Source organism: Streptomyces sp. NBC_01012 (assembly GCF_045162755.1).
Taxonomy (GTDB): domain Bacteria; phylum Actinomycetota; class Actinomycetes; order Streptomycetales; family Streptomycetaceae; genus Streptomyces.
This window is the reverse complement of sequence record NZ_CP108688.1, coordinates 4,120,176-4,144,781: the sequence shown is the minus strand read 5'-3', so window position 1 is coordinate 4,144,781 and position 24,606 is coordinate 4,120,176. Positions and strand designations below refer to the sequence as shown.

At 69.6% G+C, this 24,606-nt stretch carries 22 protein-coding genes and 1 tRNA gene; 13 read left to right on the top strand and 10 right to left on the bottom strand.

The features are described 5' to 3' along the window. Window positions 1–258: 258 nt before the first annotated feature. The 6 genes from OG623_RS18740 to OG623_RS18715 all read left to right on the top strand — a co-directional run bounded on the left by OG623_RS18740 (window position 259) and on the right by OG623_RS18715 (window position 8,546). A complete protein-coding gene (locus OG623_RS18740; protein WP_406147859.1) occupies window positions 259–2,793 on the top strand; it encodes a SulP family inorganic anion transporter in 2,535 nt (844 codons plus the stop codon). Between the two features lie 197 nt (window positions 2,794–2,990). Next, window positions 2,991–4,958, top strand: coding sequence for an acetate--CoA ligase (acs, locus tag OG623_RS18735; protein WP_406147858.1), 1,968 nt, complete (start codon window positions 2,991–2,993; stop codon window positions 4,956–4,958). 328 nt (window positions 4,959–5,286) lie between these two features. Then, window positions 5,287–6,696: a Na+/H+ antiporter NhaA gene (gene nhaA / locus OG623_RS18730; protein WP_406147857.1), complete on the top strand. Its 1,410-nt coding sequence runs from the start codon at window positions 5,287–5,289 to the stop codon at window positions 6,694–6,696. 39 nt (window positions 6,697–6,735) lie between these two features. Further along, entirely contained in the window at window positions 6,736–7,263 is a 528-nt protein-coding gene (locus OG623_RS18725) for a phage holin family protein (protein WP_406147856.1), read from the top strand. Beyond that, a complete protein-coding gene (locus OG623_RS18720) occupies window positions 7,260–8,237 on the top strand; it encodes an alpha/beta fold hydrolase (RefSeq protein ID WP_406147855.1) in 978 nt (325 codons plus the stop codon). Before OG623_RS18725 ends, OG623_RS18720 begins: the two co-directional genes overlap by 4 nt. 105 nt (window positions 8,238–8,342) lie before the next feature. Further along, entirely contained in the window at window positions 8,343–8,546 is a 204-nt protein-coding gene (locus OG623_RS18715; protein WP_406147853.1) for a hypothetical protein, read from the top strand. Between the two features lie 123 nt (window positions 8,547–8,669). Here the strand turns inward: OG623_RS18715 and OG623_RS18710 are convergent, their stop codons facing one another. The 3 genes from OG623_RS18710 to nth form a co-directional block, all read right to left on the bottom strand. Then, a complete protein-coding gene (locus OG623_RS18710) occupies window positions 8,670–9,875 on the bottom strand; it encodes a MarP family serine protease (RefSeq protein ID WP_406147851.1) in 1,206 nt (401 codons plus the stop codon). 91 nt (window positions 9,876–9,966) lie between these two features. Next, the gene (locus OG623_RS18705) at window positions 9,967–10,704 is read right to left on the bottom strand and encodes an NUDIX hydrolase (RefSeq protein ID WP_406147849.1); all 738 of its coding nucleotides are present in this window, start codon (window positions 10,702–10,704) and stop codon (window positions 9,967–9,969) included. 182 nt (window positions 10,705–10,886) lie between these two features. Continuing rightward, complete coding sequence (gene nth / locus OG623_RS18700) at window positions 10,887–11,801, bottom strand: endonuclease III (protein WP_406147847.1); 915 nt, start codon at window positions 11,799–11,801, stop codon at window positions 10,887–10,889. Between the two features lie 253 nt (window positions 11,802–12,054). On the opposite strand from nth, the gene OG623_RS18695 reads away from it, so the two are divergent. Continuing rightward, window positions 12,055–12,729: a Crp/Fnr family transcriptional regulator gene (locus OG623_RS18695; RefSeq protein WP_164258843.1), complete on the top strand. Its 675-nt coding sequence runs from the start codon at window positions 12,055–12,057 to the stop codon at window positions 12,727–12,729. Window positions 12,730–12,873: 144 nt separating this feature from the next. Here OG623_RS18695 and OG623_RS18690 read toward each other — a convergent pair whose 3' ends face one another. The 4 genes from OG623_RS18690 to OG623_RS18675 all read right to left on the bottom strand — a co-directional run bounded on the left by OG623_RS18690 (window position 12,874) and on the right by OG623_RS18675 (window position 15,398). Next, entirely contained in the window at window positions 12,874–13,704 is an 831-nt protein-coding gene (locus tag OG623_RS18690; RefSeq protein WP_406147846.1) for an MBL fold metallo-hydrolase, read from the bottom strand. Further along, window positions 13,701–14,585, bottom strand: coding sequence for an NUDIX hydrolase (locus OG623_RS18685; RefSeq protein ID WP_406147844.1), 885 nt, complete (start codon window positions 14,583–14,585; stop codon window positions 13,701–13,703). The genes OG623_RS18690 and OG623_RS18685 overlap by 4 nt, the downstream gene beginning before the upstream one ends. 184 nt (window positions 14,586–14,769) lie before the next feature. After that, window positions 14,770–15,240, bottom strand: coding sequence for a RidA family protein (locus tag OG623_RS18680; protein WP_406147843.1), 471 nt, complete (start codon window positions 15,238–15,240; stop codon window positions 14,770–14,772). Further along, entirely contained in the window at window positions 15,240–15,398 is a 159-nt protein-coding gene (locus tag OG623_RS18675) for a DUF4177 domain-containing protein (RefSeq protein WP_019992579.1), read from the bottom strand. Before OG623_RS18675 ends, OG623_RS18680 begins: the two co-directional genes overlap by 1 nt. A gap of 71 nt (window positions 15,399–15,469) precedes the next feature. Here OG623_RS18675 and OG623_RS18670 point away from each other — a divergent pair, with 71 nt between their 5' ends. Both OG623_RS18670 and OG623_RS18665 read left to right on the top strand, forming a co-directional pair. After that, window positions 15,470–16,504: an ArsA family ATPase gene (locus tag OG623_RS18670; protein ID WP_406147842.1), complete on the top strand. Its 1,035-nt coding sequence runs from the start codon at window positions 15,470–15,472 to the stop codon at window positions 16,502–16,504. Next, on the top strand, window positions 16,501–18,015 hold the full coding sequence (locus OG623_RS18665; protein ID WP_406147840.1) for an ArsA family ATPase: 1,515 nt from the start codon (window positions 16,501–16,503) through the stop codon (window positions 18,013–18,015). Before OG623_RS18670 ends, OG623_RS18665 begins: the two co-directional genes overlap by 4 nt. Before the next feature lie 64 nt (window positions 18,016–18,079). Here OG623_RS18665 and OG623_RS18660 read toward each other — a convergent pair whose 3' ends face one another. Then, window positions 18,080–18,481 carry a WhiB family transcriptional regulator gene (locus OG623_RS18660; protein ID WP_406147839.1) on the bottom strand — a complete coding sequence of 134 codons (402 nt, stop codon included), beginning with the start codon at window positions 18,479–18,481 and terminating at the stop codon, window positions 18,080–18,082. A 398-nt stretch (window positions 18,482–18,879) separates the two neighbouring features. Here OG623_RS18660 and OG623_RS18655 point away from each other — a divergent pair, with 398 nt between their 5' ends. Beyond that, window positions 18,880–21,102 carry a transglycosylase domain-containing protein gene (locus tag OG623_RS18655; RefSeq protein WP_406147837.1) on the top strand — a complete coding sequence of 741 codons (2,223 nt, stop codon included), beginning with the start codon at window positions 18,880–18,882 and terminating at the stop codon, window positions 21,100–21,102. Between the two features lie 115 nt (window positions 21,103–21,217). Here the strand turns inward: OG623_RS18655 and OG623_RS18650 are convergent, their stop codons facing one another. Then, window positions 21,218–21,682: a GatB/YqeY domain-containing protein gene (locus OG623_RS18650; protein WP_406147835.1), complete on the bottom strand. Its 465-nt coding sequence runs from the start codon at window positions 21,680–21,682 to the stop codon at window positions 21,218–21,220. A gap of 79 nt (window positions 21,683–21,761) precedes the next feature. Here OG623_RS18650 and OG623_RS18645 point away from each other — a divergent pair, with 79 nt between their 5' ends. Together OG623_RS18645 and OG623_RS18640 are read left to right on the top strand one after the other, a co-directional pair. Then, on the top strand, window positions 21,762–22,700 hold the full coding sequence (locus OG623_RS18645; RefSeq protein ID WP_406147833.1) for a metallophosphoesterase: 939 nt from the start codon (window positions 21,762–21,764) through the stop codon (window positions 22,698–22,700). Window positions 22,701–22,788: 88 nt separating this feature from the next. Next, window positions 22,789–22,862 (top strand) — tRNA-Pro (locus OG623_RS18640). Window positions 22,863–22,988: 126 nt separating this feature from the next. Here the strand turns inward: OG623_RS18640 and OG623_RS18635 are convergent. Further along, entirely contained in the window at window positions 22,989–23,519 is a 531-nt protein-coding gene (locus tag OG623_RS18635) for a helix-turn-helix domain-containing protein (RefSeq protein WP_406147832.1), read from the bottom strand. 90 nt (window positions 23,520–23,609) lie between these two features. Between OG623_RS18635 and OG623_RS18630 the strand changes: the two genes are divergently transcribed. Continuing rightward, window positions 23,610–24,578, top strand: a complete 969-nt coding sequence (locus OG623_RS18630; RefSeq protein WP_406151898.1) for an alpha/beta hydrolase family protein — start codon at window positions 23,610–23,612, stop codon at window positions 24,576–24,578. Window positions 24,579–24,606: the final 28 nt, after the last annotated feature.

The following is a 24,606-nucleotide window of genomic DNA, read 5'->3' as shown; positions in this document are numbered from 1 at the left end:
GACACGGCGCGGCCAACCTCACACGCAGCCCTGCCGGAATCAGTACGACAAGCCGGATGAAAAGCTGCTTATTCACTGAGAAGAGTGACTCGCTGGCCTATCTGCTCGAAAGCATGGACACCTTTCTTTACCCTCCATTACGATTCATTTACGGAGAGTTGAGAAATCCCGCCGCTTTACCCCACCGCTGCACGCCGTGAACCACGGCCGCCGTCATTCGCACACCGCGACCGCGCTGCCCCGGAGGAGACGGGAAACATGTCTGCCTGCGTCCCTACTCGCAACGACCGCTCATCCCGAAGTTCACGCCCTTCCAGGGCCTCGGGAATCAAGCGTCCGCACAGTCCGCCGTCCTCACCCCGTCGCGGCCGCTTCCGCGTCTCGGGTGCGGATCTGTCCGCATCGATCACCGTCTTCCTGATCGCCGTCCCCATGTCGCTCGGCCTAGCCGTCGCTATGGACGCCCCACTCGCCGCCGGACTGGTGTCCGCCGCGATCGGGGGCATCGTCGCCGGACTGCTGGGCGGCACACCGCTCCAGGTCAGCGGCCCCTCCGCCGGACTGACCGTGGTCACGGCCGAGTTGATCCAGATCTACGGGTGGCGCACCACGTGTGCCATCACCGTCGGGGCGGGGCTCCTGCAGATTCTGCTGGGCTCGCTGAGAGCGGCCCGCAGCGCCCTCGCCGTCAGTCCGGCCATCGTGCACGGCACGCTCGCCGGCATCGGTGTGGCCATCGCGCTCGCCCAGCTGCACATCGTGTTCGGCGAGGTGCCGCGCAGCTCGGCCCTCGACAACGCGCTGTCGCTGCCCTCCCGCTTGGCGCACGTCGAGCCGGCCGGGCCCCTCATCGGAGCCCTGACGGTTGCCCTTCTCGTCCTGTGGCCACGCCTGCCCAGGCGGGTCGGCGCGTCATTGGGCAGAATCCCCGCGGCGCTCGCCGCAGTGGTCACCGCGACGGCTGTAGCCGCGGTGGCAGCACCTGGCATCGCCCGGGTCGACCTTCCCTCCTGGCGCGCGCACGCACTGCCCGAGCTGCCGCACGGCCCGGTGGCGGCGCTGGCGACGGCGGTGTTCACCGTCATGCTCGTCGCGAGCCTCGAATCCCTGCTGGCCGCCGTCTCCGTGGACAAGCTGGCCGCGGACCGCTCCATGGCCACACCCAAGGACGGTACGGCGCCGTACCCACCCGTCAAGCGATCGGATCTCGACCGGGAGCTGCGGGCCCAGGGCATCGCCAACGCGGTCTCGGGCCTGGCCGGAGGGCTCGCCGTCTCGGGCGGCGCCGTACGGAGTTCCGCGAATGTGCGGGCGGGCGCGAGGAGTCGGGCCTCCACTGTGCTGCACGGCGTCTGGGTGTTGTTGGCATCCGTGCTGCTGGTCACAGTCCTCGAATGGATCCCCTTGGCCGCGCTCGCAGCCCTGGTGATGGTCGTCGGGGTCCAGATGGTCAGCTTCGCCCACATCCGAAAGGTCCACAGACACCGGGAATTCCTGGTGTACGGCGCCACGATCAGCGGTGTGATTCTGGCCGGGGTGCTCCAGGGGGTGGCGATCGGCATCGTCGTGGCGGTGGCCGTCGCCCTGCACCGGCTGGCACACACCAGGATCACCGTGACGGAGAGGGACGGCCGCTATCTGGTGGCCGCACGCGGTCAACTGACCTTCCTGGCCGTCCCCCGGCTCAGCCGCCTGCTCGGAAGGCTTCCCCAAGGGGTGGACGCAGTGGTCGAGTTGGACGGCTTCTTCATGGACCACGCGGCGTACGAGACGATTCAGGACTGGTATGCGGCGCAGACCGCGATGGGCGGCCGCGTCGAGTTCACCGGGCGCTCCGGGGGCCGAATCGCCGAGCCCGCGTCGGCCGCGCACTCCTGTTGCCGTCCCTGGACACCGTGGCGCAATCATCACTGCCACGACCGCACGCGGGACATCGCGCCGGCCGGCGCCACCGGTGCCTCACCTGCCGTGCACGCCGTATCGAAGTCCTCCCAGTCCCTCCAGTCCTTCGAGTCCTCCCCTTCCACTGCCCCCAGAGGTTCCGCCGGGCGTCCGCACGGTGCGCATCGCCTTCTCAGCGGCCTGAGTTCGTTCCAGCGCACCACCGCGCCGCTGGTCCGTGACGAGCTGGCCCGGCTGGCCGCCGAGGGGCAGCGGCCTTCGCAGCTGTTCCTCACCTGTGCCGATTCCCGCCTGGTCACCAGCATGATCACAGCAAGCGGTCCCGGCGATCTCTTCACCGTGCGGAACGTCGGCAATCTGGTGCCGCCTTCCGGTGCCGGGGACACGGGGAACGGAGACGATTCCGTGGCTGCCGCCATCGAGTACGCGGTGGATGTGCTGGGGGTCGAATCCATCACCATCTGCGGCCACTCCGGATGCGGGGCGATGCAGGCCCTGTCGGAGGCAGCGCCGGAGACACCTGGGACGCCTCTGTGGCGCTGGTTGCGGCATGGCCTTCCGAGCCTGGATCGCATGCATTCGCGCCATCACTCCTGGGCGCGCATCGCAGGCCGGCTGCCCACCGACGCGGTGGAGCAGCTCTGCCTCACCAATGTGGTCCAGCAGTTGGAGCATCTGCGAGCCCATGAGTCGGTGGCCCGCCGACTGGCAGCGGGCACCCTGCAACTGCACGGCATGTACTTCCATGTCGGCGAGGCGCAGGCCTATCTGCTGACCGAGGGCGCCAGTTCGGGTACAGGGCCCGACGAGGTGTTCGTCCGGGTCGCCCCCGGTGCGGAGCACGGCATCGAGGCGCTGCACACAGCTCCTGGAACCACCGTCAGCGCCTGAACCACTCACACACCCGGTCCGTGATTCCTTGTGATCCCGCGTGATCCCGCTTGGGCGACGCACGGCAGGTGCTTGCCCGAGCGGGACATGTGACTCCCCGCACGAGGACACAGGTCTAAACCACTTTCCGGTAGACACTTGTCACCTGGCCCGATGCCTGATGAGCTGTCCTCCGGGACACAACGGACACCCTGGGAATGGGAGATGTCGTGAGCAACGAAAGCCTGGCCAATCTGCTCAAGGAGGAGCGGCGGTTCACACCGCCCGCCGATCTGGCCGCCAACGCCAACGTGACCGCGGAGGCGTACGAGCAGGCCGCGGCGGACAGGCTGGGCTTCTGGGCCGAGCAGGCCCGCCGCCTGACCTGGGTCACGGAGCCGACCGAGACGCTCGACTGGAGCAACCCGCCCTTCGCGAAGTGGTTCGCGGACGGCAAGCTCAACGTCGCGTACAACTGCGTGGACCGTCATGTCGAGGCCGGCAACGGCGACCGCGTCGCGATCCACTTCGAGGGCGAGCCGGGGGACAGCCGCGCCATCACCTACGCGGAGCTGAAGGACGAGGTCTCCCGCGCGGCCAACGCACTCATCGAGCTCGGTGTCGGCAAGGGTGACCGGGTCGCCGTCTATCTGCCGATGATCCCGGAGGCCGTCGTGGCGATGCTGGCCTGCGCCCGTATCGGCGCGGCCCACTCGGTGGTCTTCGGCGGCTTCTCCGCGGACGCCATCGCCGCCCGCATCCAGGACGCCGACGCCAAGGTGGTCATCACCGCCGACGGCGGCTACCGCCGCGGCAAGCCCTCGGCGCTCAAGCCCGCGGTGGACGAAGCCGTCTCACGCATCGCCGGTGTCGAGCACGTCCTCGTGGTCCGGCGCACCGGGCAGGACACCGCGTGGTCCGAGGGCCGGGACGTCTGGTGGCACGAGATCACGGGCCGGCAGTCGGCGGAGCACACGCCCGAGGCCTTCGAAGCGGAGCAGCCGCTCTTCATCCTCTACACCTCGGGCACCACGGGTAAGCCGAAGGGCATCCTGCACACCTCCGGTGGCTACCTGACCCAGACGGCGTACACCCACCACGCGGTCTTCGACCTCAAGCCCGAGACCGACGTCTACTGGTGCACGGCCGACATCGGCTGGGTGACCGGGCACTCGTACATCGTCTACGGCCCGCTGGCCAACGGCGCGACCCAGGTCATGTACGAGGGAACGCCCGACACGCCCCACCAGGGACGCTTCTGGGAGATCGTCCAGAAGTACGGCGTCACGATCCTCTACGCCGCGCCGACAGCGATCCGTACGTTCATGAAGTGGGGAGACGACATCCCCGCCAAGTTCGATCTCTCGTCGCTGCGTGTCCTCGGTTCGGTCGGTGAGCCGATCAACCCCGAGGCGTGGATCTGGTACCGCAAGAACATCGGCGCCGACTCCTGCCCGATCGTGGACACCTGGTGGCAGACCGAGACCGGCGCCATGATGATTTCGCCGCTCCCCGGGGTCACGGCGACGAAGCCGGGTTCGGCCCAGCGGGCCCTGCCCGGCATCTCCGCCACCGTCGTCGACGACGAGGCCAACGAGGTGCCGGACGGCGGGGGCGGCTATCTCGTCCTCACCGAGCCGTGGCCGTCGATGCTCCGCACCATCTGGGGAGACGACCAGCGTTACATCGACACCTACTGGTCGCGCTTCGAGGGCAAGTACTTCGCGGGCGACGGCGCGAAGAAGGACGAGGACGGCGACATCTGGCTGCTCGGCCGGGTCGACGACGTCATGCTCGTGTCGGGGCACAACATCTCGACCACCGAGGTCGAGTCGGCTCTCGTCTCGCACCCGTCGGTCGCCGAGGCCGCCGTGGTCGGCGCCAACGACGCGACCACGGGCCAGGCCATCGTCGCCTTCGTGATCCTGCGTGGGACGGCCACCGCCTCCGAGGAACTGGTCGCCGACCTGCGCAACCACGTCGGCGCCACTCTGGGACCGATCGCCAAGCCCAAGCGCGTCCTGCCGGTGGCGGAGCTCCCGAAGACCCGTTCCGGCAAGATCATGCGGCGCCTGCTGCGTGATGTCGCCGAGAATCGGGAGCTGGGCGATGTCACCACGCTCACGGACTCCTCGGTCATGTCGCTCATCCAGACGCAGCTGCCGTCCGCCTCCTCCGAGGACTAGAGGACCAGGCAGGGGGAGGGGCACCCGGAGCGGGCAAACCGGGTGCCCCTTCCGCCGACAGGCCGGCCTGTCGGCAGCCGGAGAGCGTGCGGCGGGAGCCGGATCCGGATACCTTCCGATAGCCCAGGTAGAGTGATGGCTTCGTCGTCGTGGTTCGGCCTGGTCCGGCGTAACGGCGTCAGCGCGAGCAGCACGCACAACAACGCGAGCAGCACGCACCACACGCACCAACAGAACAGAAAAATCTCCACAGGGGCGCCGGGAAGTCTGGTCGGCATGTGTATTCGCCATGCCACCACTGCCGTAACCCGACCCGGAGGTCTCCCCCGTGGCCCCGCCCCTGCCCCCAGTCCCCCCTTCCGGCCGCCGTACTCTGCTCGGCCGGCTGTCGCTCCCCGAGCGCAACTACGTCGCCGATGCCCTGCGCACCGAGACCGTCGGCGGTGTCATCCTGCTGGCCGCGGCCGTCACCGCGCTGATCTGGGCCAACACCTTCGGCTCCGCCTACGCGTCCGTCAGCCATTTCCATTTCGGGCCCGAAACACTGGGGCTTCATCTCTCGGTAGCCCACTGGGCGGCCGACGGGCTGCTCGCCATCTTCTTCTTCGTCGCGGGCGTCGAACTCAAGCGTGAGCTGGTCGCAGGGGAGCTCCGCGATCCCAAGGCCGCTGCCCTCCCCGTCGCGGCGGCGCTCTGCGGCATGGCCGTCCCCGCCGTCGTCTACACGCTGACCACGGCACTCGGCGGTGGATCCCTCGCCGGCTGGGCCGTCCCCACGGCCACCGACATCGCGTTCGCGCTCGCCGTCCTCGCGGTCATCGGCACCTCGCTGCCGTCGGCGCTGCGTGCCTTCCTGCTGACGCTCGCTGTCGTCGACGACCTCTTCGCCATCCTCATCATCGCGGTCTTCTTCACCGAGAACATCGACTTCCTGGCGCTCGGCGGCGCCTTCGTGGGTCTCGCCGTGTTCTATGTGCTGCTGCGCACCGGGATACGAGGCTGGTACATCTATCTGCCGCTCGCCCTGGTGATCTGGGGGCTGATGTACAACAGCGGCGTCCACGCGACGATCGCCGGGGTCGCCATGGGGCTCATGCTGCGCTGCACCCCGCGCGAGGGAGAGGCGCAGTCACCCGGTGAGCGCATCGAGCACCTGACGCGGCCTCTGTCGGCCGGCTTCGCGGTCCCGCTGTTCGCTCTCTTCTCGGCCGGTGTCACCCTCAAGGGCGATGCCCTGGCCGGAGTGTTCACCCGGCCCGAGACGCTCGGTGTGGTCCTCGGTCTGGTCGTCGGCAAGACCGTGGGCGTCTTCGGTGGCACCTGGCTCGTCACCCGCTTCACGAAGGCCCAGCTGAACAAGGACCTCGCCTGGGCAGACGTCTTCGCCGTGGCCACGCTGGCCGGCATCGGCTTCACCGTTTCGCTGCTCATCGGGGAACTCGCCTTCAACGGCGACGAGGCCATGATCAACGACGTCAAGGCCGCTGTGCTCATCGGTTCCCTGATTGCCGCCGTACTCTCCGGTGTACTGCTCAAACTGCGGGTACGCAGATACAGGGCGTTGTACGAGGCCGAAGAGCTCGACGCGGACGGATCGGGGGTGCCCGACGTCTACGAACAGGACGACCCCGAGTACCACCTCCGCATGGCCGCGGTCCACGAGAGGAAGGCTGCCGAGCACCGTCGCCTTGCCGAACGGGCGGGGGCAGCGAGCAGCAAGCCGGACAGTCCGGCATGATCTGACATCGGATGTACGGAATAAGAGAGGGAGTCAGGGATGAGCGACCCCGGCAACTACGCGGGCAGCACCGACCGTAGTATCGGACAGCTGTTCGCCTCGGCGACTGCTGAGATGTCCGCGCTGGTGCACGACGAGATCGCCCTGGCCAAGGCCGAGGTGCGCCAGGACGTCAAGCGCGGCGTGATCGGCAGTGTGGCTTTCATCGTCACAGGTGTGCTGATCCTGTTCGCGATCCCGGTGCTGAGCTTCGCCGCGGCCTACGGGATCCACAATCTCGGGCTCGGTCTCGCCTGGTCGTTCCTGATCGTCGGCGGTGCGTTCATCCTGCTGGGGATCCTGCTCGCCCTGTTCGGGTGGGCCAAGTTCAAGAAGGTCAAGCCGCCGGAGAAGTCCATCGCCTCGGCCAAGCAGACCGCGGCGGTCCTCCAGGGCGTCAAGCCCCACCCCCGCCCCACCGGCGCGCATGCGATCGAACACGCGCAGGGCAGCACGCTCTCGGACAAGGCCATCGAGAGCGGACCTGTCCAGGACGCGGTGCCCTCTGTGACACGCTCGTCCGCATGACCGACCCCGACTTCAGTGCATCAGGACCGGTGGGGCCACTGGGACCGGCAGCCGGTTCCGGCAGCCCCGTCCGCATCGACGGGCCCTGGACCCACCGCGACGTGGCCGCCAACGGCGCGCGCTTCCACATCGCCGAGATCGGCGACGGCCCACTGGTGCTGTTGCTGCACGGTTTCCCGCAGTTCTGGTGGACCTGGCGCCATCAGCTGACGGCCCTGGCCGACGCCGGGTACCGCGCGGTCGCGATGGACCTCCGCGGGGTCGGCGGCAGCGACCGTACGCCCCGGGGCTACGACCCGGCCAACCTGGCGCTCGACGTCACCGGCGTGATCCGTTCGCTCGGCGAGCCCGACGCGGCGCTCGTCGGGCACGACATGGGCGGTTACCTCGCCTGGACCGCGGCCGTGATGCGGCCGAAGCTGGTCCGGCGGCTCGTGGTGTCCTCGATGCCGCATCCGCGACGCTGGCGTTCCTCGATGCTTTCGGACTTCGCTCAGTCCAAGGCCGGCTCGCACGTCTGGGGCTTCCAGCGTCCGTGGGTTCCTGAGCGTCAGCTCGTGGCGGACGACGCGGCTCTGGTGGCCCGGCTGATCCGTGACTGGTCCGGCCCGCGCACTCCCGGCTTCCCCGACGACCGGACCACGGACGTCTACCGGCGCGCGATGTGCATCCCCTCGACGGCCCACTGCTCGATCGAGCCGTACCGCTGGATGGTCCGTTCACTGGCCCGCCCGGACGGCGTCCAGTTCAACCGGCGTATGAAGCGCCCGGTGCGGGTGCCGACCCTGCATCTCCACGGCTCGCTCGATCCGGCGATCAGGACCCGCAGTTCCGCGGGATCCGGCGAGTACGTCGAGGCGCCCTACCGATGGCGACTTTTCGACGGTCTGGGGCACTTCCCCCACGAGGAGGATCCGGTCGGCTTCTCGGCCGAACTCATCAACTGGCTCAAGGACCCTGAGCCCGACCGGTAGTCGGTGGGCACAGTTGTCCGACGAACAGCCAATTGCCTGCCGCATAAGCCAATTGGCTGACTCGCGCACGATTACCGACCTTGGGTCACGGGCAGACGTCGGGGTATGGGCTGGACGCGCGACTTCAATGACGCAGCACGCAACCGCCGCTCGACCGCTCCTGCTGGTCCGAGCATTCATGAGGGGGGCGGCTCCCCGAGCCGGGTGCACGATGTGAGCGACTTCCGCGATCTCCGGCTGGGCATTCCGCGCATTCTCCACCGCCGGGCCCGCTGGGTCTCGGCACGCCTGCGCCATCCCCGTGGATGACACGGTCGCCGTCCCTGTGGATGTAGCCGTCCGCATCGATGGGACGGTCGCCGTCCCCGCACACGTCGCCACCGGCACCGGCACCGTCGCCTTGGACGGGACGCCGGCCGCCGTGCGCAGACCTCAGAGAGCGCAGCCCTGGCTGTCGACCTGCTGGGCGGTGGACCTGCCGAGCTCGATGTCCTCGCGGATCTCGTCGGCCGTCAGCGCGTAACCCGTGTCGGGGTCATCGAGCGACTTCGCGAACACCACTCCGTACACCTTCCCGTCCGGAGTGAGCAGCGGGCCGCCGGAGTTGCCCTGGCGGACGGTCGCGAAGAGCGAGTACACATCACGCCGCACGGTGCCCCGGTGGTAGATGTCCGGGCCGTTGGCGTCGATACGGCCCCGGATGCGTGCGGAACGTACGTCGTAGCCGCCGTTCTCAGGGAAGCCGGCGACGATGGCGCTGTCGCCGCTGGCCGCGTCCTTGTCGCTCCCGGTGAAGTGCAGGGGCTTGGCGTCCAGGTCGGGGACGTCCAGTACGGCGATGTCCCGCTGCCAGTCGTAGAGGACGACCTTGGCGTCGTACAGCCGGCCCTCGCCGCCGATCTGGACGGTCGGCTCGTCCACGCCGCCGACCACGTGGGCGTTGGTCATCACACGGCGGTCGGAGAAGACGAAACCGGTTCCTTCGAGGACCTTGCCGCAGCCCGGCGCCATCCCGACGACCTTGACGATGGACTTCTTGGCACGGGTGGCCACCGGGCTCCCGGCGAGCGCCGGGTCCGGGGCGTCGACCTCGGTGATGGGCTCGTTGGCGAAGGGGCTGAAGACCTGCGGGAAGCCGTTCTGCGCGAGGACGGACGAGAAGTCCGTGAACCAGGTGGAGGCCTGATCGGGCATCACCCGCGAGACCCCGAGCAGGACCGAGGAGCTGCGGACCTCCTTGCCCAGCGTCGGCAGTGAGGTACCGGCCAGCGCGGATCCGATCAGCCAGGCCACCAGGAGCATGGCCACCACGTTGACCAGGGAACCGCCCGTGGCGTCCAGGGCGCGCGCGGGCGACCACGTGATGTGCCGGCGGAGCCGGTTGCCCAGATGGGTGGTGAAAGCCTGGCCCACGGAGGCGCACACGATCACGATCACCACCGCGACGATGGCCGCGGTGGAGGAGACCTCGGATCCGTCGGTCACCTGGTCCCAGATGATGGGCAACAGGTAGACGGCCACGAGACCGCCGCCCAGGAAGCCGATCACGGACAGGATGCCGACGACGAAACCCTGGCGGTAGCCGATGACCGCGAACCACACGGCGCCGACGAGCAGCAGGATGTCCAGCACGTTCACCGTCTATAGCCTCGCAGATTCGTCACCTGGCCCGTCCGGTTCGACGGGGTCCGGGCCAGGCCCGGAACAGCGCAGCACGGGAGTCAGCCTGTCATGCGCGCCAGTCGAGCGGCACCTGCCTGGTCCTGTCCCAGGGGCGTTCCCACCCCGCGAAGTGCACAATCCTGTCGATCACACCCGCTGTGAATCCCCAGACCAGGGCCGATTCGACCAGGAACGCGGGGCCTTGGTGCCCGCTGGGGTGGACCGCCGTCGCGCGGTTGGCCGGATCCGTGAGATCGGCCACGGGAGCCGTGAAGACCCGGGCGGTCTCGGCGGGATCGACGGCTCCCACCGGGCTGGGCGTCCGCCACCAGCCGAGGACCGGCGTGACGACGAAGCCGCTCACCGGGATGTAGAGCCGGGGCAGCACGCCGAAGAGCTGGACACCGCTCGGATCGAGTCCGGTCTCCTCCTCTGCCTCCCGCAGCGCGGCCCTGAGAGGCCCGGTGGTCGTGTGGTCGCCGTCCTCGGGGTCGAGGGAGCCCCCGGGGAAGGACGGCTGGCCGGCGTGGGAACGCAGGGACCCTGAACGCTCCATCAGGAGCAGCTCAGGGCCGCGCTCACCCTCGCCGAAGAGCACCAGGACGGCGGACTGGCGCCCGGCCCCGCTCTCCGGCGGCAGGAACCGGCTGAGCTGCTGCGCCTGCACCGTGCGCGCCGCTCGGGCCACGGGATCGAGCCAGGCGGGCAGGCCGTCGGTGGTGACGGTGAGGGCGCTGTCGTGGGGCGCACCCCTACCGTCGGTGGCCGCGTCAGCCGCGGCCCGTGTTCCTTGTGCGTGCGTCATGGGCACCCCCGTCGTTCCAACGCCTGTCGTCGGTCATTTCGTTCCGCACGGGGCCACGCCGGGCGGGCGGGGCACAGGACGCCCATGCGCGCCCGGCGGGTGGGACACAGGGCGCCGGTGCGCACCCGGCGGGCAGGGCGCAAGGGGCCCATGCGCACCCGGCGGGCGGGGGCGAAGGGCGCTCACCCGGCTCCCAGCGGCGGTGCGGGGCTGCCCGGATAGTCAGGGGGCGGGCTCAGGCGCTGGCCCGGATAGCCGCCCATCTCGTACTTCAGGAGCTTCTTCGCCTTCTCCGGGTCCGTCTCGCCCTCCCCGTAGGCGGGACAGAGAGCGGCGATGGGGCACGCTCCGCAGGCGGGCTTACGGGAGTGGCAGATGCGACGGCCGTGGAACACCACACGGTGCGAGAGCATCGTCCACTCGCTCTTCGGGAAGATCGCGGCGATCTCCGCCTCGACCTTCTCCGGGTCCTCCTGCTCGGTCCATTTCCAGCGTCGGACCAGCCGGCCGAAGTGCGTGTCCACAGTGATTCCGGGCACGCCGAACGCGTTGCCGAGGACGACGTTGGCCGTCTTGCGCCCGACGCCCGGCAGCTTGACGAGATCCGCGAGACGCCCGGGTACCTCGCCGTCGAAGTCGTCGCGCAGAGCGGCCGACAGGCCCATGAGGGACCGCGCCTTGGCCCGGAAGAAACCGGTCGGCCGGATGATCTCCTCCAGCTTCTCGGGCACGGCGGCGGCCATGTCCTCGGGCGTCGGGTAGGCCGCGAAGAGGGCCGGGGTGGTCTGGTTGACCCGCAGGTCGGTGGTCTGGGCGGAAAGCACCGTGGCCACCAGGAGCTCGAACGGATTGCGGAAGTCCAGCTCGGGATGGGCGTACGGATAGACCTCGGCGAGCTCACGGTTGATCCGGCGGGCACGGCGGACCATCGCGAGATGCGACTCGGGCTTCGCGGGCTTGCCGGAGGCCGCTCCTGCCCCTCCTCCACGCGCCGCCCCCGACGCCGCTCCTCGTGATGTCCCCGACGCTGCTCCGCGCGCTGCTCCCGTCGAGCGACTTGCGGCATTTTTCTTGCTTCGTGCGACCTGTTCGCCCACAGCGGAATTCCTGTCTCCCGACACCCCATCAGCCCCCTCGGCCCGCGCTTTCACCGGCGTCACGGACACCCGGCCAGCCTAGAGCCAGGGGCTGACATCCGCCCCGGTCACCGCGTATCCACGCCCAATCGGCCCCCTGCCGTAGGGACCGGCACGCGCGTGCGTCAAACTGGTTTGTGATCGATCGCACGGTTTTACCGTCCGGCATCATGGAAACGACGCTTCCCTGAACAGGCCGACAAGGAGAGAACTCGTGGACGACGTTCTGCGGCGCGCCCCGCTTTTCGCGGCGCTCGATGATGAGCAGGCCGCGGAGCTCCGCGCCTCGATGAGTGAGGTGACCCTCGCACGCGGAGACGCGCTGTTCCACGAGGGCGACCCGGGCGACCGCCTGTACGTGGTCACCGAGGGCAAGGTGAAGCTCCACCGCACCTCCCCCGACGGGCGGGAGAACATGCTGGCCGTCCTCGGCCCCGGAGAGCTGATCGGGGAGCTGTCCCTGTTCGACCCGGGCCCGCGTACGGCGACGGCCAGCGCGCTCACGGAGGTCAAGCTCCTCGGCCTCGGCCACGGAGACCTCCAGCCCTGGCTGAACGTCCGCCCCGAGGTGGCCACCGCACTGCTGCGCGCCGTCGCCCGCCGCCTGCGCAAGACCAACGACCAGATGTCCGACCTGGTCTTCTCCGATGTGCCGGGCCGCGTCGCCCGTGCGCTCCTCGATCTGTCGCGCCGCTTCGGCGTGCAGTCGGAGGAGGGCATCCACGTGGTGCACGACCTGACGCAGGAGGAGCTCGCCCAGCTGGTCGGCGCCTCCCGCGAGACGGTCAACAAGGCACTCGCGGACTTCGCGGGCCGCGGCTGGCTGCGGCTCGAGGCGCGCGCCGTGATCCTGCTGGACGTGGAGCGGCTGGCGAAGCGGTCCCGCTGACCCGACCGACCGTCCGACCGCCCGACACGAGCGGCCGCGCTGACGCATCCGACAAGGCCCCACCGGCAGGTGGGGCCTTGTCGTGTTGTGCGGGCTGCGGGGCGCGCCCGGGGCCAGATCGGAACCGGGCCGGGCCGGGTCGGGTCAGATCAGGCCGTGCTCGCCGAGGTACTCCAGCTGAGCCCGTACCGACAGTTCCGCCGCCGGCCAGAGGGAACGGTCCACATCCGCGTACACCGCCGCCACGACCTCGGCGGGCGCCCGGTGCCCCGCCTCCACGGCCGTCTCCACCTGGGCCAGCCGGTGTGCCCGGTGAGCGAGATAGAACTCGACCGCGCCCTGTGCGTCCTCCAGCACCGGCCCGTGCCCCGGCAGCACCGTGTGCACCCCGTCGTCGACCGTCAGCGAGCGCAGCCGCCGCAGGGTGTCCAGGTAGTCCCCGAGCCGGCCGTCCGGGTGCGCGACGACGGTGGTGCCGCGCCCGAGAACCGTGTCGCCCGTCAGCACGGCCCGGTCGGCGGGCAGGTGGAAGGAGAGCGAGTCGGCGGTGTGTCCCGGGGTCGGGACCACCCTGAGCTCCAGCCCGCCCGTGGTGATCACGTCACCCGCTTCGAGTCCCTCGTCGCCCAGGCGCAGCGCCACGTCCAGGGCGCGCACCTTCGTACGGGTGAGCTCGGCGAAGCGCGCTGCGCCCTCCGCGTGGTCGGGGTGTCCGTGCGTGAGCAGGGTGAGGCCGACCCGCCTGCCCGCACGCTCCACGGTGTCGACGACGGCCCGCAGATGTACGTCGTCGAGCGGGCCCGGGTCGATCACGACCGCGAGGTCGGAGTCCGGTTCCGCGACGATCCAGGTGTTCGTGCCGTCCAGGGTCATCGCCGAGGCGTTGGGCGCCAGGACGTTGACCGTACGGGTGGTCGCGGGCCCTGAGACGACCCCGCCACGGGGCTGCCCGGGCAGTGCGGCCGCGTCGCTCATGATCCACCGTCCGTCGGGACGTGCTTGGTGAACTCCTCGTGCCCCGGCCAGCTCAGCACCAGCTCATCACCCTCCATACGGGCCTCTGCCAGCACAGGAGCCAATTCCTGGGCATCCGCCCCCTTCAGCGCTTCCGCGGCCGTCCCGTAAGGCCTCAGGGCCCGCAGGGTGGCCACGGTGGGCGGCATCATCAGCAGTTCGCCCCGGTCGTAGCCGTCCGCCGCGTCACCCGGCCGGATCCACACCGCCCGGTCTGCCTCGGTGGAGGCGTTCCGGGTGCGCTGTCCCTCCGGGAGCGCGGCCACGAAGAACCAGGTGTCGTAGCGCCGTGGCTCGAAGGCCGGGGTGATCCAGCGCGCCCACGCGGCCAGCAGGTCGGAGCGCAGCACCAGGCCCCGGCGGTCCAGGAAGTCCGCGAAGGACAGCTCGCGGGCGACGAGGGCCTCGCGGTCGGCCTCCCAGTCGGCACCCGTGGTGTCGCTCACGACGGTGTCGGCGGTGGGCCCGGCCAGCAGGACGCCCGCTTCCTCGTACGTCTCACGGACCGCGGCGCAGACGACGGCCTGCGCCTCTGCGACGGTGCCGACACCCAGCCGGCCGGCCCAGGTGTCCAGGGACGGTCCTGCCCAGCGGACGAGGTGGTCGTCGTCGCGCGGGTCGACCCCGCCACCCGGATAGGCGTACGCGCCGCCGGCAAAGGCCATGGAGGTGCGCCGGCGCAGCATGTGGACGGCCAGGCCGGTGGTGCCCGGCCCCGGTGCCTCGTCGCGGAGCAGCATCACCGTGGCCGCACGCCTTGGGGTCACGGCTGTCAGCTCGCCGCCGGCGAGTGCCCTGATCCGGGCGGGCCATTCCGGTGGGTACCACTGACCGTTGGACATGGCCGGAGGCTATCCGGAACCGCGCCGATGTTCGAGGGGCCCAGGACACCCATGCCTGCCCCCACACGTATGCACACCGTCCGTACGCGCACGATCCCGCCCGGTCGCCGGACCGGGCGGGATCGTGGAACTACGGGATCGGGCGAGGGCAACCGCGGGGTCGGGCGGGCGGAGGAGTGCCGGCTCAGGCGTCGACGAGCTCGACCTGGACCTCGACCTCCACCGGTGCGTCCAGCGGCAGCACCGCGACGCCCACGGCGCTGCGGGCGTGCACGCCCTTGTCGCCGAGGACCGCGCCCAGCAGCTCGCTCGCGCCGTTGATCACTCCCGGCTGGCCGGTGAAGTCGGTGGCGGAGGCGACGAAGCCCACGACCTTCACGACCCGTGCGATCCGGTCCAGATCACCGGCGACCGACTTGACCGCGGCCAGGGCGTTCAACGCACAGGTCTTCGCCAGCTCCTTGGCCTCGTCCGCAGTCACCTCGGCGCCGACCTTGCCGGACACCGCGAGCGTGCCGTCCACGATCGGGAGCTGGCCCGAGGTGTAGACGTACACCCCCGAGCGCACGGCCGGCTGGTAGGCGGCGAGCGGCGGTACGACGTCCGGGAGCACCAGGCCGAGTTCGGCGAGCTTCGCCTCGACGACGCCCGCCACTACGGCTTCTCCCGCTTCAGGTAGGCCACGAGCTGCTCGGGGTTGTTCGGCCCGGGAACGACCTGGACCAGCTCCCAGCCGTCCTCGCCCCAGGTGTCCAGAATCTGCTTGGTCGCGTGCACGAGAAGGGGCACGGTCGCGTATTCCCACTTGGTCATGAGCCGACTGTAATGCCTGGCACAGGCGGCCTCGTGCGTAGCCTGCCTGCCGACTGGTTAGGCTCGAAGACGTGAGCAGGTTCCAGGTCGTCAGCGGCAAGGGCGGGACCGGTAAGACCACGGTCGCCGCCGCACTCGCGCTCGCCCTCGCGACCGAGGGCAGGCGCACACTCCTCGTCGAGGTCGAGGGAAGGCAGGGCATCGCCCAGCTCTTCGAATCCGAGCCCCTCCCCTACGAGGAGCGCAGGATCGCCGTGGCGCCGGGCGGCGGTGAGGTACACGCCCTGGCGATCGACGCCGAGCGTGCCCTCCTGGACTACCTCCAGATGTTCTACAAGCTCGGCAGCGCGGGCCGCGCGCTGAAGAAGCTCGGCGCGATCGACTTCGCCACCACCATCGCCCCGGGGGTCCGGGACGTGCTGCTGACAGGCAAGGCCTGTGAGGCCGTACGCCGCAAGGACAAGCAGGGCGCGTTCGTCTACGACTACGTGATCATGGACGCGCCCCCCACCGGCCGCATCACCCGCTTCCTCAACGTGAACGACGAGGTGGCGGGGCTGGCGCGGATCGGCCCCATACACAATCAGGCGCAGGCGGTGATGCGGGTCCTCAAGTCCCCCGAGACCGCGGTCCATCTGGTGACGCTCCTGGAGGAGATGCCGGTCCAGGAGACCGCGGACGGCATCGCGGAGCTCCGGGCCGCCGAACTGCCCGTGGGCCGGGTCGTCGTGAACATGGTGCGGCCCCACCTGCTGGACGAGGACACGCTGCGTACGGCCTCGGGAGGCCGGCGCAAGGAGATCGCCAAGACGCTCACCCGGGCCGGCGTGACAGGTTCCGCCGCACTCGTGCGGCCCCTCGTCGAACAGGCCGCGGAGCATGCCCAGCGCGTGGGCCTGGAGCGTGAGCAGCGCGCCGTACTGGCCGGCCTCGGGCTGCCCACGGCCGAGCTGCCGCTGATGGGCGAGGGCGTGAGCCTGTCCGCGCTGTACGAACTGGCGGAGGAGTTCCGTAAGCAGGGAGTCGGGGACGAGGCCGTCGGCCCGGCGGGGCAGGCACCCCGGGGCGGGAAGCGACGCGGCTCCGGACGAGGGGCGGGCGCATGACACCGGGCATGGAGAACGCAGCGGGCTCGGGGGACGGTGCGGGGCCGGAGAACGCACCGGGTTCGGAGAAGACACCGGGCTCGGAGAACGTACAGGGGCCGGAGAGCGCGCCCGGACTGGAGACGGATGCGCTCCTGGACGACCCGGAGATCCGTATCGTCGTCTGCTGCGGCTCCGGGGGTGTGGGCAAGACCACGACCGCTGCGGCCCTCGGCGTACGGGCGGCGGAGCGCGGCCGCAAGGCCGTCGTCCTCACCATCGACCCGGCCCGTCGGCTGGCCCAGTCCATGGGCATCGACCAGCTGGACAACATCCCGCGTCGGGTCGACGGCATCGGGGGCGAGGGCGAGCTGCACGCCATGATGCTCGACATGAAGCGCACCTTCGACGAGACCGTCGAGGCGCACACGGACGCCGAGCGCGCCCGCGCGATCCTGGAGAACCCCTTCTACCAGTCCCTGTCGGCCGGCTTCGCGGGCACGCAGGAGTACATGGCGATGGAGAAGCTCGGGCAGCTGAGGGCACGCGACGAGTGGGACCTGATCATCGTCGACACCCCGCCTTCCCGCTCCGCGCTGGACTTCCTGGACGCACCGAAACGTCTCGGCTCTTTCCTGGACGGGAAGTTCATCCGGCTGCTGATCGCCCCGGCGAAGATCGGCGGACGGGCCGGGATGAAGTTCCTCAACGTCGGGATGTCGATGATGACGGGGACGCTCGGCAAACTGCTCGGCGGGCAGTTCCTCCGTGACGTACAGACCTTCGTCGCTGCGATGGACTCCATGTTCGGCGGATTCCGCACCCGGGCCGACGCCACGTACAAGCTGCTCCAGGCCCCCGGCACCGCCTTTCTTGTGGTCGCGACGCCCGAGCGGGACGCCCTGCGCGAGGCGGCGTACTTCGTGGAACGGCTGGCCGCGGAGGAGATGCCGCTGGCAGGTCTGGTCCTCAACCGGGTGCACGGCAGCGAGGCCGCGCGGCTCTCCGCGGAGCGGGCCGTGGCCGCCGCAGAAAATCTTGAAGGCGCCGGCATTGTGGATCAGACGGCCGGGAAGGCTGGCCTTGGTGACCCGGAGGACCCGGTGGCCGACCCCTCTCCCGAGGCCCTGGAGTCCCCGCTCTCCCCCGAGCCCAGCAGCAGCGAGCACACCCCGCAGAAGCCTTCACAGCAGGAGCCGCCCCCGTACGACCGGACGACGCGCGCCGCCGAGCCGCACAGCAGTGGCCGAAAGTCGTCTGACTCGTCCGGACCATCCACGCACACGGAAACAGACACGCACGAAGCATCCGTCGATCAGCTGACCGCTGGGCTGCTGCGGCTGCACGCCGAGCGCATGCAGGTCGTCGCGCGCGAGCAGCACACGCGGGAGCGCTTCACCACGCTCCACCCCGAGGTACCGGTGGCCGAGGTCGCCGCTCTGCCCGGTGATGTGCACGATCTCTCGGGCCTCAGGGCCATCGGGGAACTGCTGGCGACCGGTTCCGCTTCCACCCCGGCCGGAGCCGCGTAGGCCCGCGCTCCAGCGCCGCCGGGCTCCCCAGGAACAGCCCGTGCGGTACCGCACACCGCCCGTCTCACCCCACGGCGGCGAAGGTCTCGTGCAGTGCGTCGTCGTCGCGCAGATCGTCGTGGCCATGCAGGCCGTCGTGGCCATGCAGCCCGTCGTCCAGGCCCACCGCTGCGGGCAGCATGCCCGTGGACCGCTCGTACTCACTGCGCGCGGTCTCCAGCAGGCGGCGCCAGGAGGTGACGGTGGGCCGTCGGCGCAGCAGCGCGCGGCGCTCCCGCTCCGTCATTCCGCCCCACACGCCGAACTCGACGCGATTGTCCAGCGCATCGGCCAGGCACTCCGTCCGCACCGGGCATCCGGTGCACACCGCCTTGGCCCTGTTCTGCGCTGCCCCTTGTACGAACAATTCATCCGGATCGGTAGTGCGGCAGGCTGCCTGCGCACTCCAGTCGGTTACCCAGCCCATGCCGGCGCCGTCCTCTCCCGAATCGAGGCTCCCCCACGGCGGCAGCGGCATATTCACCGCTACCAGTTGAGGACGTTACGGAAGGCAGGCACGGCACAACACCCCCTTCGGGCCCAATCTTGAATGGTCCGAACGGACTATGCGTACGCGGCAGATCACCCAGGGGAGTGATGGGGAGACATGCGGGACCTTCCCGACGCAATCGGGACAGAAACCCCAAGTCACAACGGACATTCAGTGTCACACAAGGCGAATTCGGGAACGCCTCGATGGGTGGCTGAATTCCATTGAGGTCTGTGCACGGGGGTTGATGCGCAATCGGACTGCTGTGACAGTTGAGAGCAGCTTAGGCCAAGGCCTATACGTATGTCCGGCGAATGAGAACGTAGGCTGCCCCCATGCCAAAGAAGCGCTCAGGCGGGGGTCTGACGACGACCCAGCAGGCCGCCAAGTTCCTCGGTGTCGCCGCGCTCGCCGGAGCAGTGCTGGCAGGCATCGCGCTGCCGGCCGCCGGCGCACTCGGGCTCGCCGCCAAGGGAACCGTCGAGGGATTCGACGAGATCCCTTCCAATCTCAAGACTCCGCCGCTGAGCCAGCGGACCAAGATCCTTGACAACGAGGGCGGCACGATCGCCACGGTGTACTCGCGTGACCGCACCGTTGTCCCGCTCAAGGACATCTCGCCGTACATGCAGGACGCGATCGTCGCGATCGAGGACTCCCGCTTCTACGAGCACGGCGCCGTGGACCTCAAGGGCATCCTGCGCGCGATGAACCGCAACGTGCAGGAGGGCGGCGCCTCGCAGGGCGCGTCGACGCTCACCCAGCAGTACGTGAAGAACGTCTTCGTCGAGGAGGCGGGCGACGACCCCGAGAAGGTCGCCGAGGCCACTCAGCAGACCATGGGCCGCAAGGTCCGGGAGCTGAAGTACGCGATCCAGGTCGAGGAAGAGCTCGGCAAGAAGAAGATCCTCGAGAACTACCTCAACATCACCTTCTTCGGGCAGCAGGCCTACGGCATCGAAGCGGCCTCCATGCGCTACTTCTCCAAGCACGCCAAGGACCTGAAGGTGGAGGAGGCCGCGATGCTGGCCGGCCTCGTCCAGTCGCCGACCCGCTACGACCCGGTCAACGACGCGGAGGAGGCGACCAAGCGTCGCAACACCGTGCTGCGGCGCATGGCTTCCGTCGGCAGCATCTCGCAGGCCGAGGCCGACAAGGCCATCGCCACCCCCATCAAGCTGTCGGTCAGCAAGCCGAACAGCGGCTGCATCACCGCCGTCAGCGGCGCGGGGTTCTTCTGCGACTACGTACGCAAGACGATCCTGACCGACCCCGCCTTCGGGAAGACCGAGGACGAGCGCGCCAAGCTCTGGAACCTCGGCGGTCTGACCATCAAGACCACGCTCTCGCCGCGTGCGCAGAAGGCCGCCGACGTGGCCGCGACCTCGAAGGTCTACAAGGACGACAAGGTCGCCGCCTCGGTGGTGCAGGTCCAGCCCGGCACCGGGAAGATCCTGTCGATGGCCCAGTCCAGGCCCTACGGCCTGGACCAGAAGAAGAACGAGACGGTCCTCAACCTCGGCGTCAACAACAAGATGGGCGGCAGCACCTACGGCTTCCAGGTCGGCTCGACCTTCAAGCCGATCACCGCCGCCGCCGCCCTGGAGAAGGGCATCAGCCCGGCGGAGAGCTACTCCACTGACTGGAAGATCTCGCTGCCGCTGAACTCCTTCCGTACCTGTGCGGGATCCCCGACGGGCAGCAGCAACTGGGACCTCCAGAACGAGCTGGAGACCGAAAAGGGCAGCTGGGACATGACGAGCGCGCTCGGCAAGTCCATCAACACCTACTTCGCCAAGCTGGAGCAGAAGGCCGGTCTCTGCGAGACGGTCGAGATGGCGAAGAAGGTCGGCTACGAGCGCGGCGACAGCAAGGAGATCGAGGAGAACGCCTCGATCACCCTCGGCGGTGAGGTGAGCACCCCGCTGTCGATGGCCTCCGTGTACGCCACGTTCGCCAACCGGGGTACCTACTGCACGCCCGTCGCCCTGGAGTCGATCACCGACCCCAACGGCAAGAAGCTCGGCGTCCCGCAGACCAAGTGCTCCCGCGCGATGAGCGAGAAGACGGCGGACACGATCAGCCAGATGCTCAAGGGCGTGGTCGAGGACGGCACCGGCACGCTGGCCGGGCTCACCGACCGTGACAACGCGGGCAAGACGGGTACGACGAACGACCGCCTCGACGCCTGGTTCGTCGGCTACACCCCGAACCTCTCCACCGCGGTCTGGGTCGGCGACGACATCGGCGAGAAGACCACCAAGATGTACGACATCACCATCGGTGGCCAGTACTACGACAAGGTCTGCGGTGGCTGCCTTCCCGGTCCCATCTGGAAGACGGCGATGACCGGCGCGCTGGATGCCGGAGAGACCCCGTCCTTCAACCCGATCTCGGTGCCACGCGCCAAGGAGAAGGGGAAGGACAAGGACAAGAACAAGGGCCGCGACGAGGACAACGGCGGGAACGGCAACGACAAGCCCGGCACCATCGGCGGCATCACCCTTCCGCCCGGTGTCATCGGCGGGCACGGCGGCGGCGGACGCGGCGGGCACTGACCCCGAGGATCACGCGACGGCGTCATGAACGAAGGAGGGGCGCACCCAGCCGGGTGCGCCCCTCCTTCATGTCCTTCGTCGCCTTCATGTCCTGTGCGCGTCGTGCACCGGCAGTTCAGCCCGCGAGCAGCTTCTTCACGGTGGCGGCGACCCGGCCGCCGTCGGCGAGCCCGGCCACCTTGGGGCTGACGATCTTCATGACGGCGCCCATGGCCCGCGGCCCCTCGGCACCGGCGCTCCTCGCCTCCTGGACGGCCTGCTCGACGATCACGCCGAGCTCGTCGTCGGAGAGCTGCTTGGGCAGGTACGCGTCGAGCAGCTCGCCCTCGGCCTTCTCCCGCTCGGCCTGCTCCGTCCGGCCGCCCTGCGCGAAGGCCTCGGCCGCCTCGCGGCGCTTCTTCGCCTCCTTGGCGATCACCTTCTGCACCTCGTCGTCGGAGAGCTCACGCGACGTCTTGCCGCTGACCTCCTCCTTGCTGATCGCGGTCAGGGTGAGCCTGAGGGTGGACGAGGTGAGCTCGTCACGCGCCTTCATGGCCGTGGTGAGGTCTTCCTTGAGCTTGGACTTGAGCGTGGTCATGCGGCGATTGTGACAGGTACGGGGCACCTGCCGCCCGCCTGTTTTCGTCCCGCCGCGGCCTTTCTGCGACGATGGGCCCATGCGCGCACGCTACGGAGTACCCCTGAAAGTCACGGCAGTCGGCGCAGCGGTCGGTGCCGCCGGCCTCGTGTACGCGGCCGGATTCGAGGCACGCTCGTTCCGCCTCCGCCGGATCACCATTCCCGTACTCCCGCACGGGGCACGCCCGTTGCGCGTACTCCAGGTCTCCGACATCCACATGGTCAGTGGCCAGCGCAAGAAGCGCGCCTGGCTCCAGTCGCTGGCGGGCCTGCGCCCGGACTTCGTCGTGAACACCGGCGACAACCTCTCCGACCCTGAGGCCGTGCCCGAGCTGCTCGACGCACTCGGCCCGCTGATGGAGTTCCCCGGGGTCTACGTCTTCGGTTCCAACGACTACTACGGCCCGAAGCTCCGCAACCCGGTCCGCTACCTCCTGGAGAAGACACAGGGCAAGCACGGCCTGAACGGGAACGCACCGGCGGTGGGCGCCGTCCACAACCCGTGGGAGCCGATGCGGGACAGCTTCGACGCGTCGGGCTGGCTGAACCTGTCCAACACCAGGGGGCGGCTCAAGGCCGACGGCCTCGAAATCGCCTTCACCGGCCTGGACGACCCCCACATCAAGCGGGACCGTTACGCGGAGGTCGCCGGCGGCCCCGAGACGGGCGCCGACCTCTCGATCGGCGTGGTCCACGCCCCGTACCTGCGCTCCCTGGACGCCTTCACGGCGGACGGCTACCCGCTGATCCTGGCCGGCCACACCCACGGCGGCCAGCTGTGCATCCCGTTCTACGGCGCCCTCGTCACCAACTGTGACCTGGACACGGACCGGGTGAAGGGCCTCTCGGGCCACACGGTCGGCGAGCGGAGCTCCTACCTCCATGTCTCGGCCGGCTGCGGCACGAACCGCTACACCCCCGTCCGCTTCGCCTGCCCGCCCGAGGCGACCCTGCTGACGCTGACGCCCCGCGACTGAGGCCTCCCGCCCGGGTGCAAAACCGGATTTCGCCTCCGGGCGCAGGTGGGCTAAAGTAATCGATGTCGCCGGGACACCCGGTGGGCATCGGGGTGTAGCGCAGCTTGGCAGCGCGCTTCGTTCGGGACGAAGAGGTCGTGGGTTCAAATCCCGCCACCCCGACAGCTGAAACACCAGGTCAAGGGCCTGATCCACTGAGTGGATCAGGCCCTTGAGCCGTTTCCGGGGACCTAGGGCCTTTCGTTTGGATCAGGCCGGGCTCGCGGGGTCTGATCCAAACGAAAGGCCCTAGCCGTCCTTGTCCGGCACGATGACCAGGCTGATGAGGTGGCGGGTGCGGCCGTCGTCGGGGGTGGTGGCGGCCCGGCGGGCGACGGTGGCCTCGAGTTCGTCGACCAGCTCCGCGTACTCCTCGTCCGTCAGGTACACAACGCCCTGCCGGTAGAGGACGTTCTCGCGCGCGGGCTCGGTGTCGCCCCGGGAGAGGTAGCGGTCGAAGCCGTTCATCAGGGCGCCGGTGAAGACCGTGAACGCCTGCCGGTGGTCCTCCTTGGTCATGGCCGTACGCGCGTCCTCGTCGACGAGGGCCTTGTCCTGGTGGACCCGGTAGCTGCGTTCGACGGTCCCGCGCACCGGCCTCTCCCGGACGACCTCGATGATCCCGGCGCCGGCGAGGGTGGCGATGTGCCGGTACATGGAGGCGGCGGGGATGTCGGGCAGCCGGTCGCGGAGTTGGGCCGTGGTCAGCTCGTCCTCCCCGAGCAGGGCCTGGAGGATGCGCATGCGCACGGGGTGGAGCAGGAGATTCGCATGAGCCATGCCTTCATGATCTCATAACTGATAACGTTCTCATTGTTGAGATCAATGAGAGGCGAAGCCTTGCGTGACACCGGCATGCGTGACACCGACATACGCGAAACCGAGACAACGGTCGCCGCGGGCGACGGGACCCTGCTGGCCGGCACCCTGACCCTGCCTGCCGAGCAGGGTCCGCATCCGGCCGTCCTGCTCCTGCACGGTTCCGGACCTCTCGACCGGAACGGCAACACCGCGAAGCTCGTCCTGGACCTCGGGCAGCCGCTGGCCCGGAGTCTGGCGGCGGCGGGGATCGCGACCCTGCGCTACGACCGGCGCGGAGCGGGGGCCACTCCCGGTGACTGGCGGGCGGCCGGCTTCACCGACAACCGCCAGGACGCCATCGCCGCGCTGTACACCCTGGCCGCGCACCCGGATGTACGTTCCGACGCGGTCGGCGTCATCGGGCACAGCGAGGGCGCCCTGCACGCCATGGCCCTGGCGGCGCACCCCGAGGTGCGCGCGGCGGTGCTGCTGGCCGGCTTCGCACGGTCGGGCGAGGGCGCCATGCGCAAGCAGGCATCCTCGGTCTTCAGCGGCATGCCCGCGCCGATACGACTGTTCCGGCGGCCGCTCGGGGCACTGGGCAACCGGGCTCTCGCCCGGATCAAGCGGACCCGCACGGATGTGGCCCGCGTTCTCGGACTTCCGATGAACGCCCGCTGGATGCGCGAGATGCTCGTCCACGACACCCGTGACGACCTCGTCGCCGTACGGGCCGCCGTACTGGCCGTCACCGGCGACAAGGACATCCAGGTGCCGCCCGCCGACCTGGCCACGATCAAGAGCCTGGTGCCGGGCGGCCGGGCCGAGGTCCACCGGGTCCAGGACCTGACCCACGTACTGCGCCGTGACCCCGCGCGGCACACCATCCGGTCCTACCGCCGGCTGCTGCGCGACCCGGTCGACCCCGAGCTCCTCGACCTGGTCACCGGCTGGCTCACCCGCCGGCTGGGCACCCCCTCGGGCGAGGCCCCCGCCGGGACAGGAACACGCGACCCAGGCGGTCGTACACACCCGTAGGCACCGGCAAGGCAATCGCACAGGACAT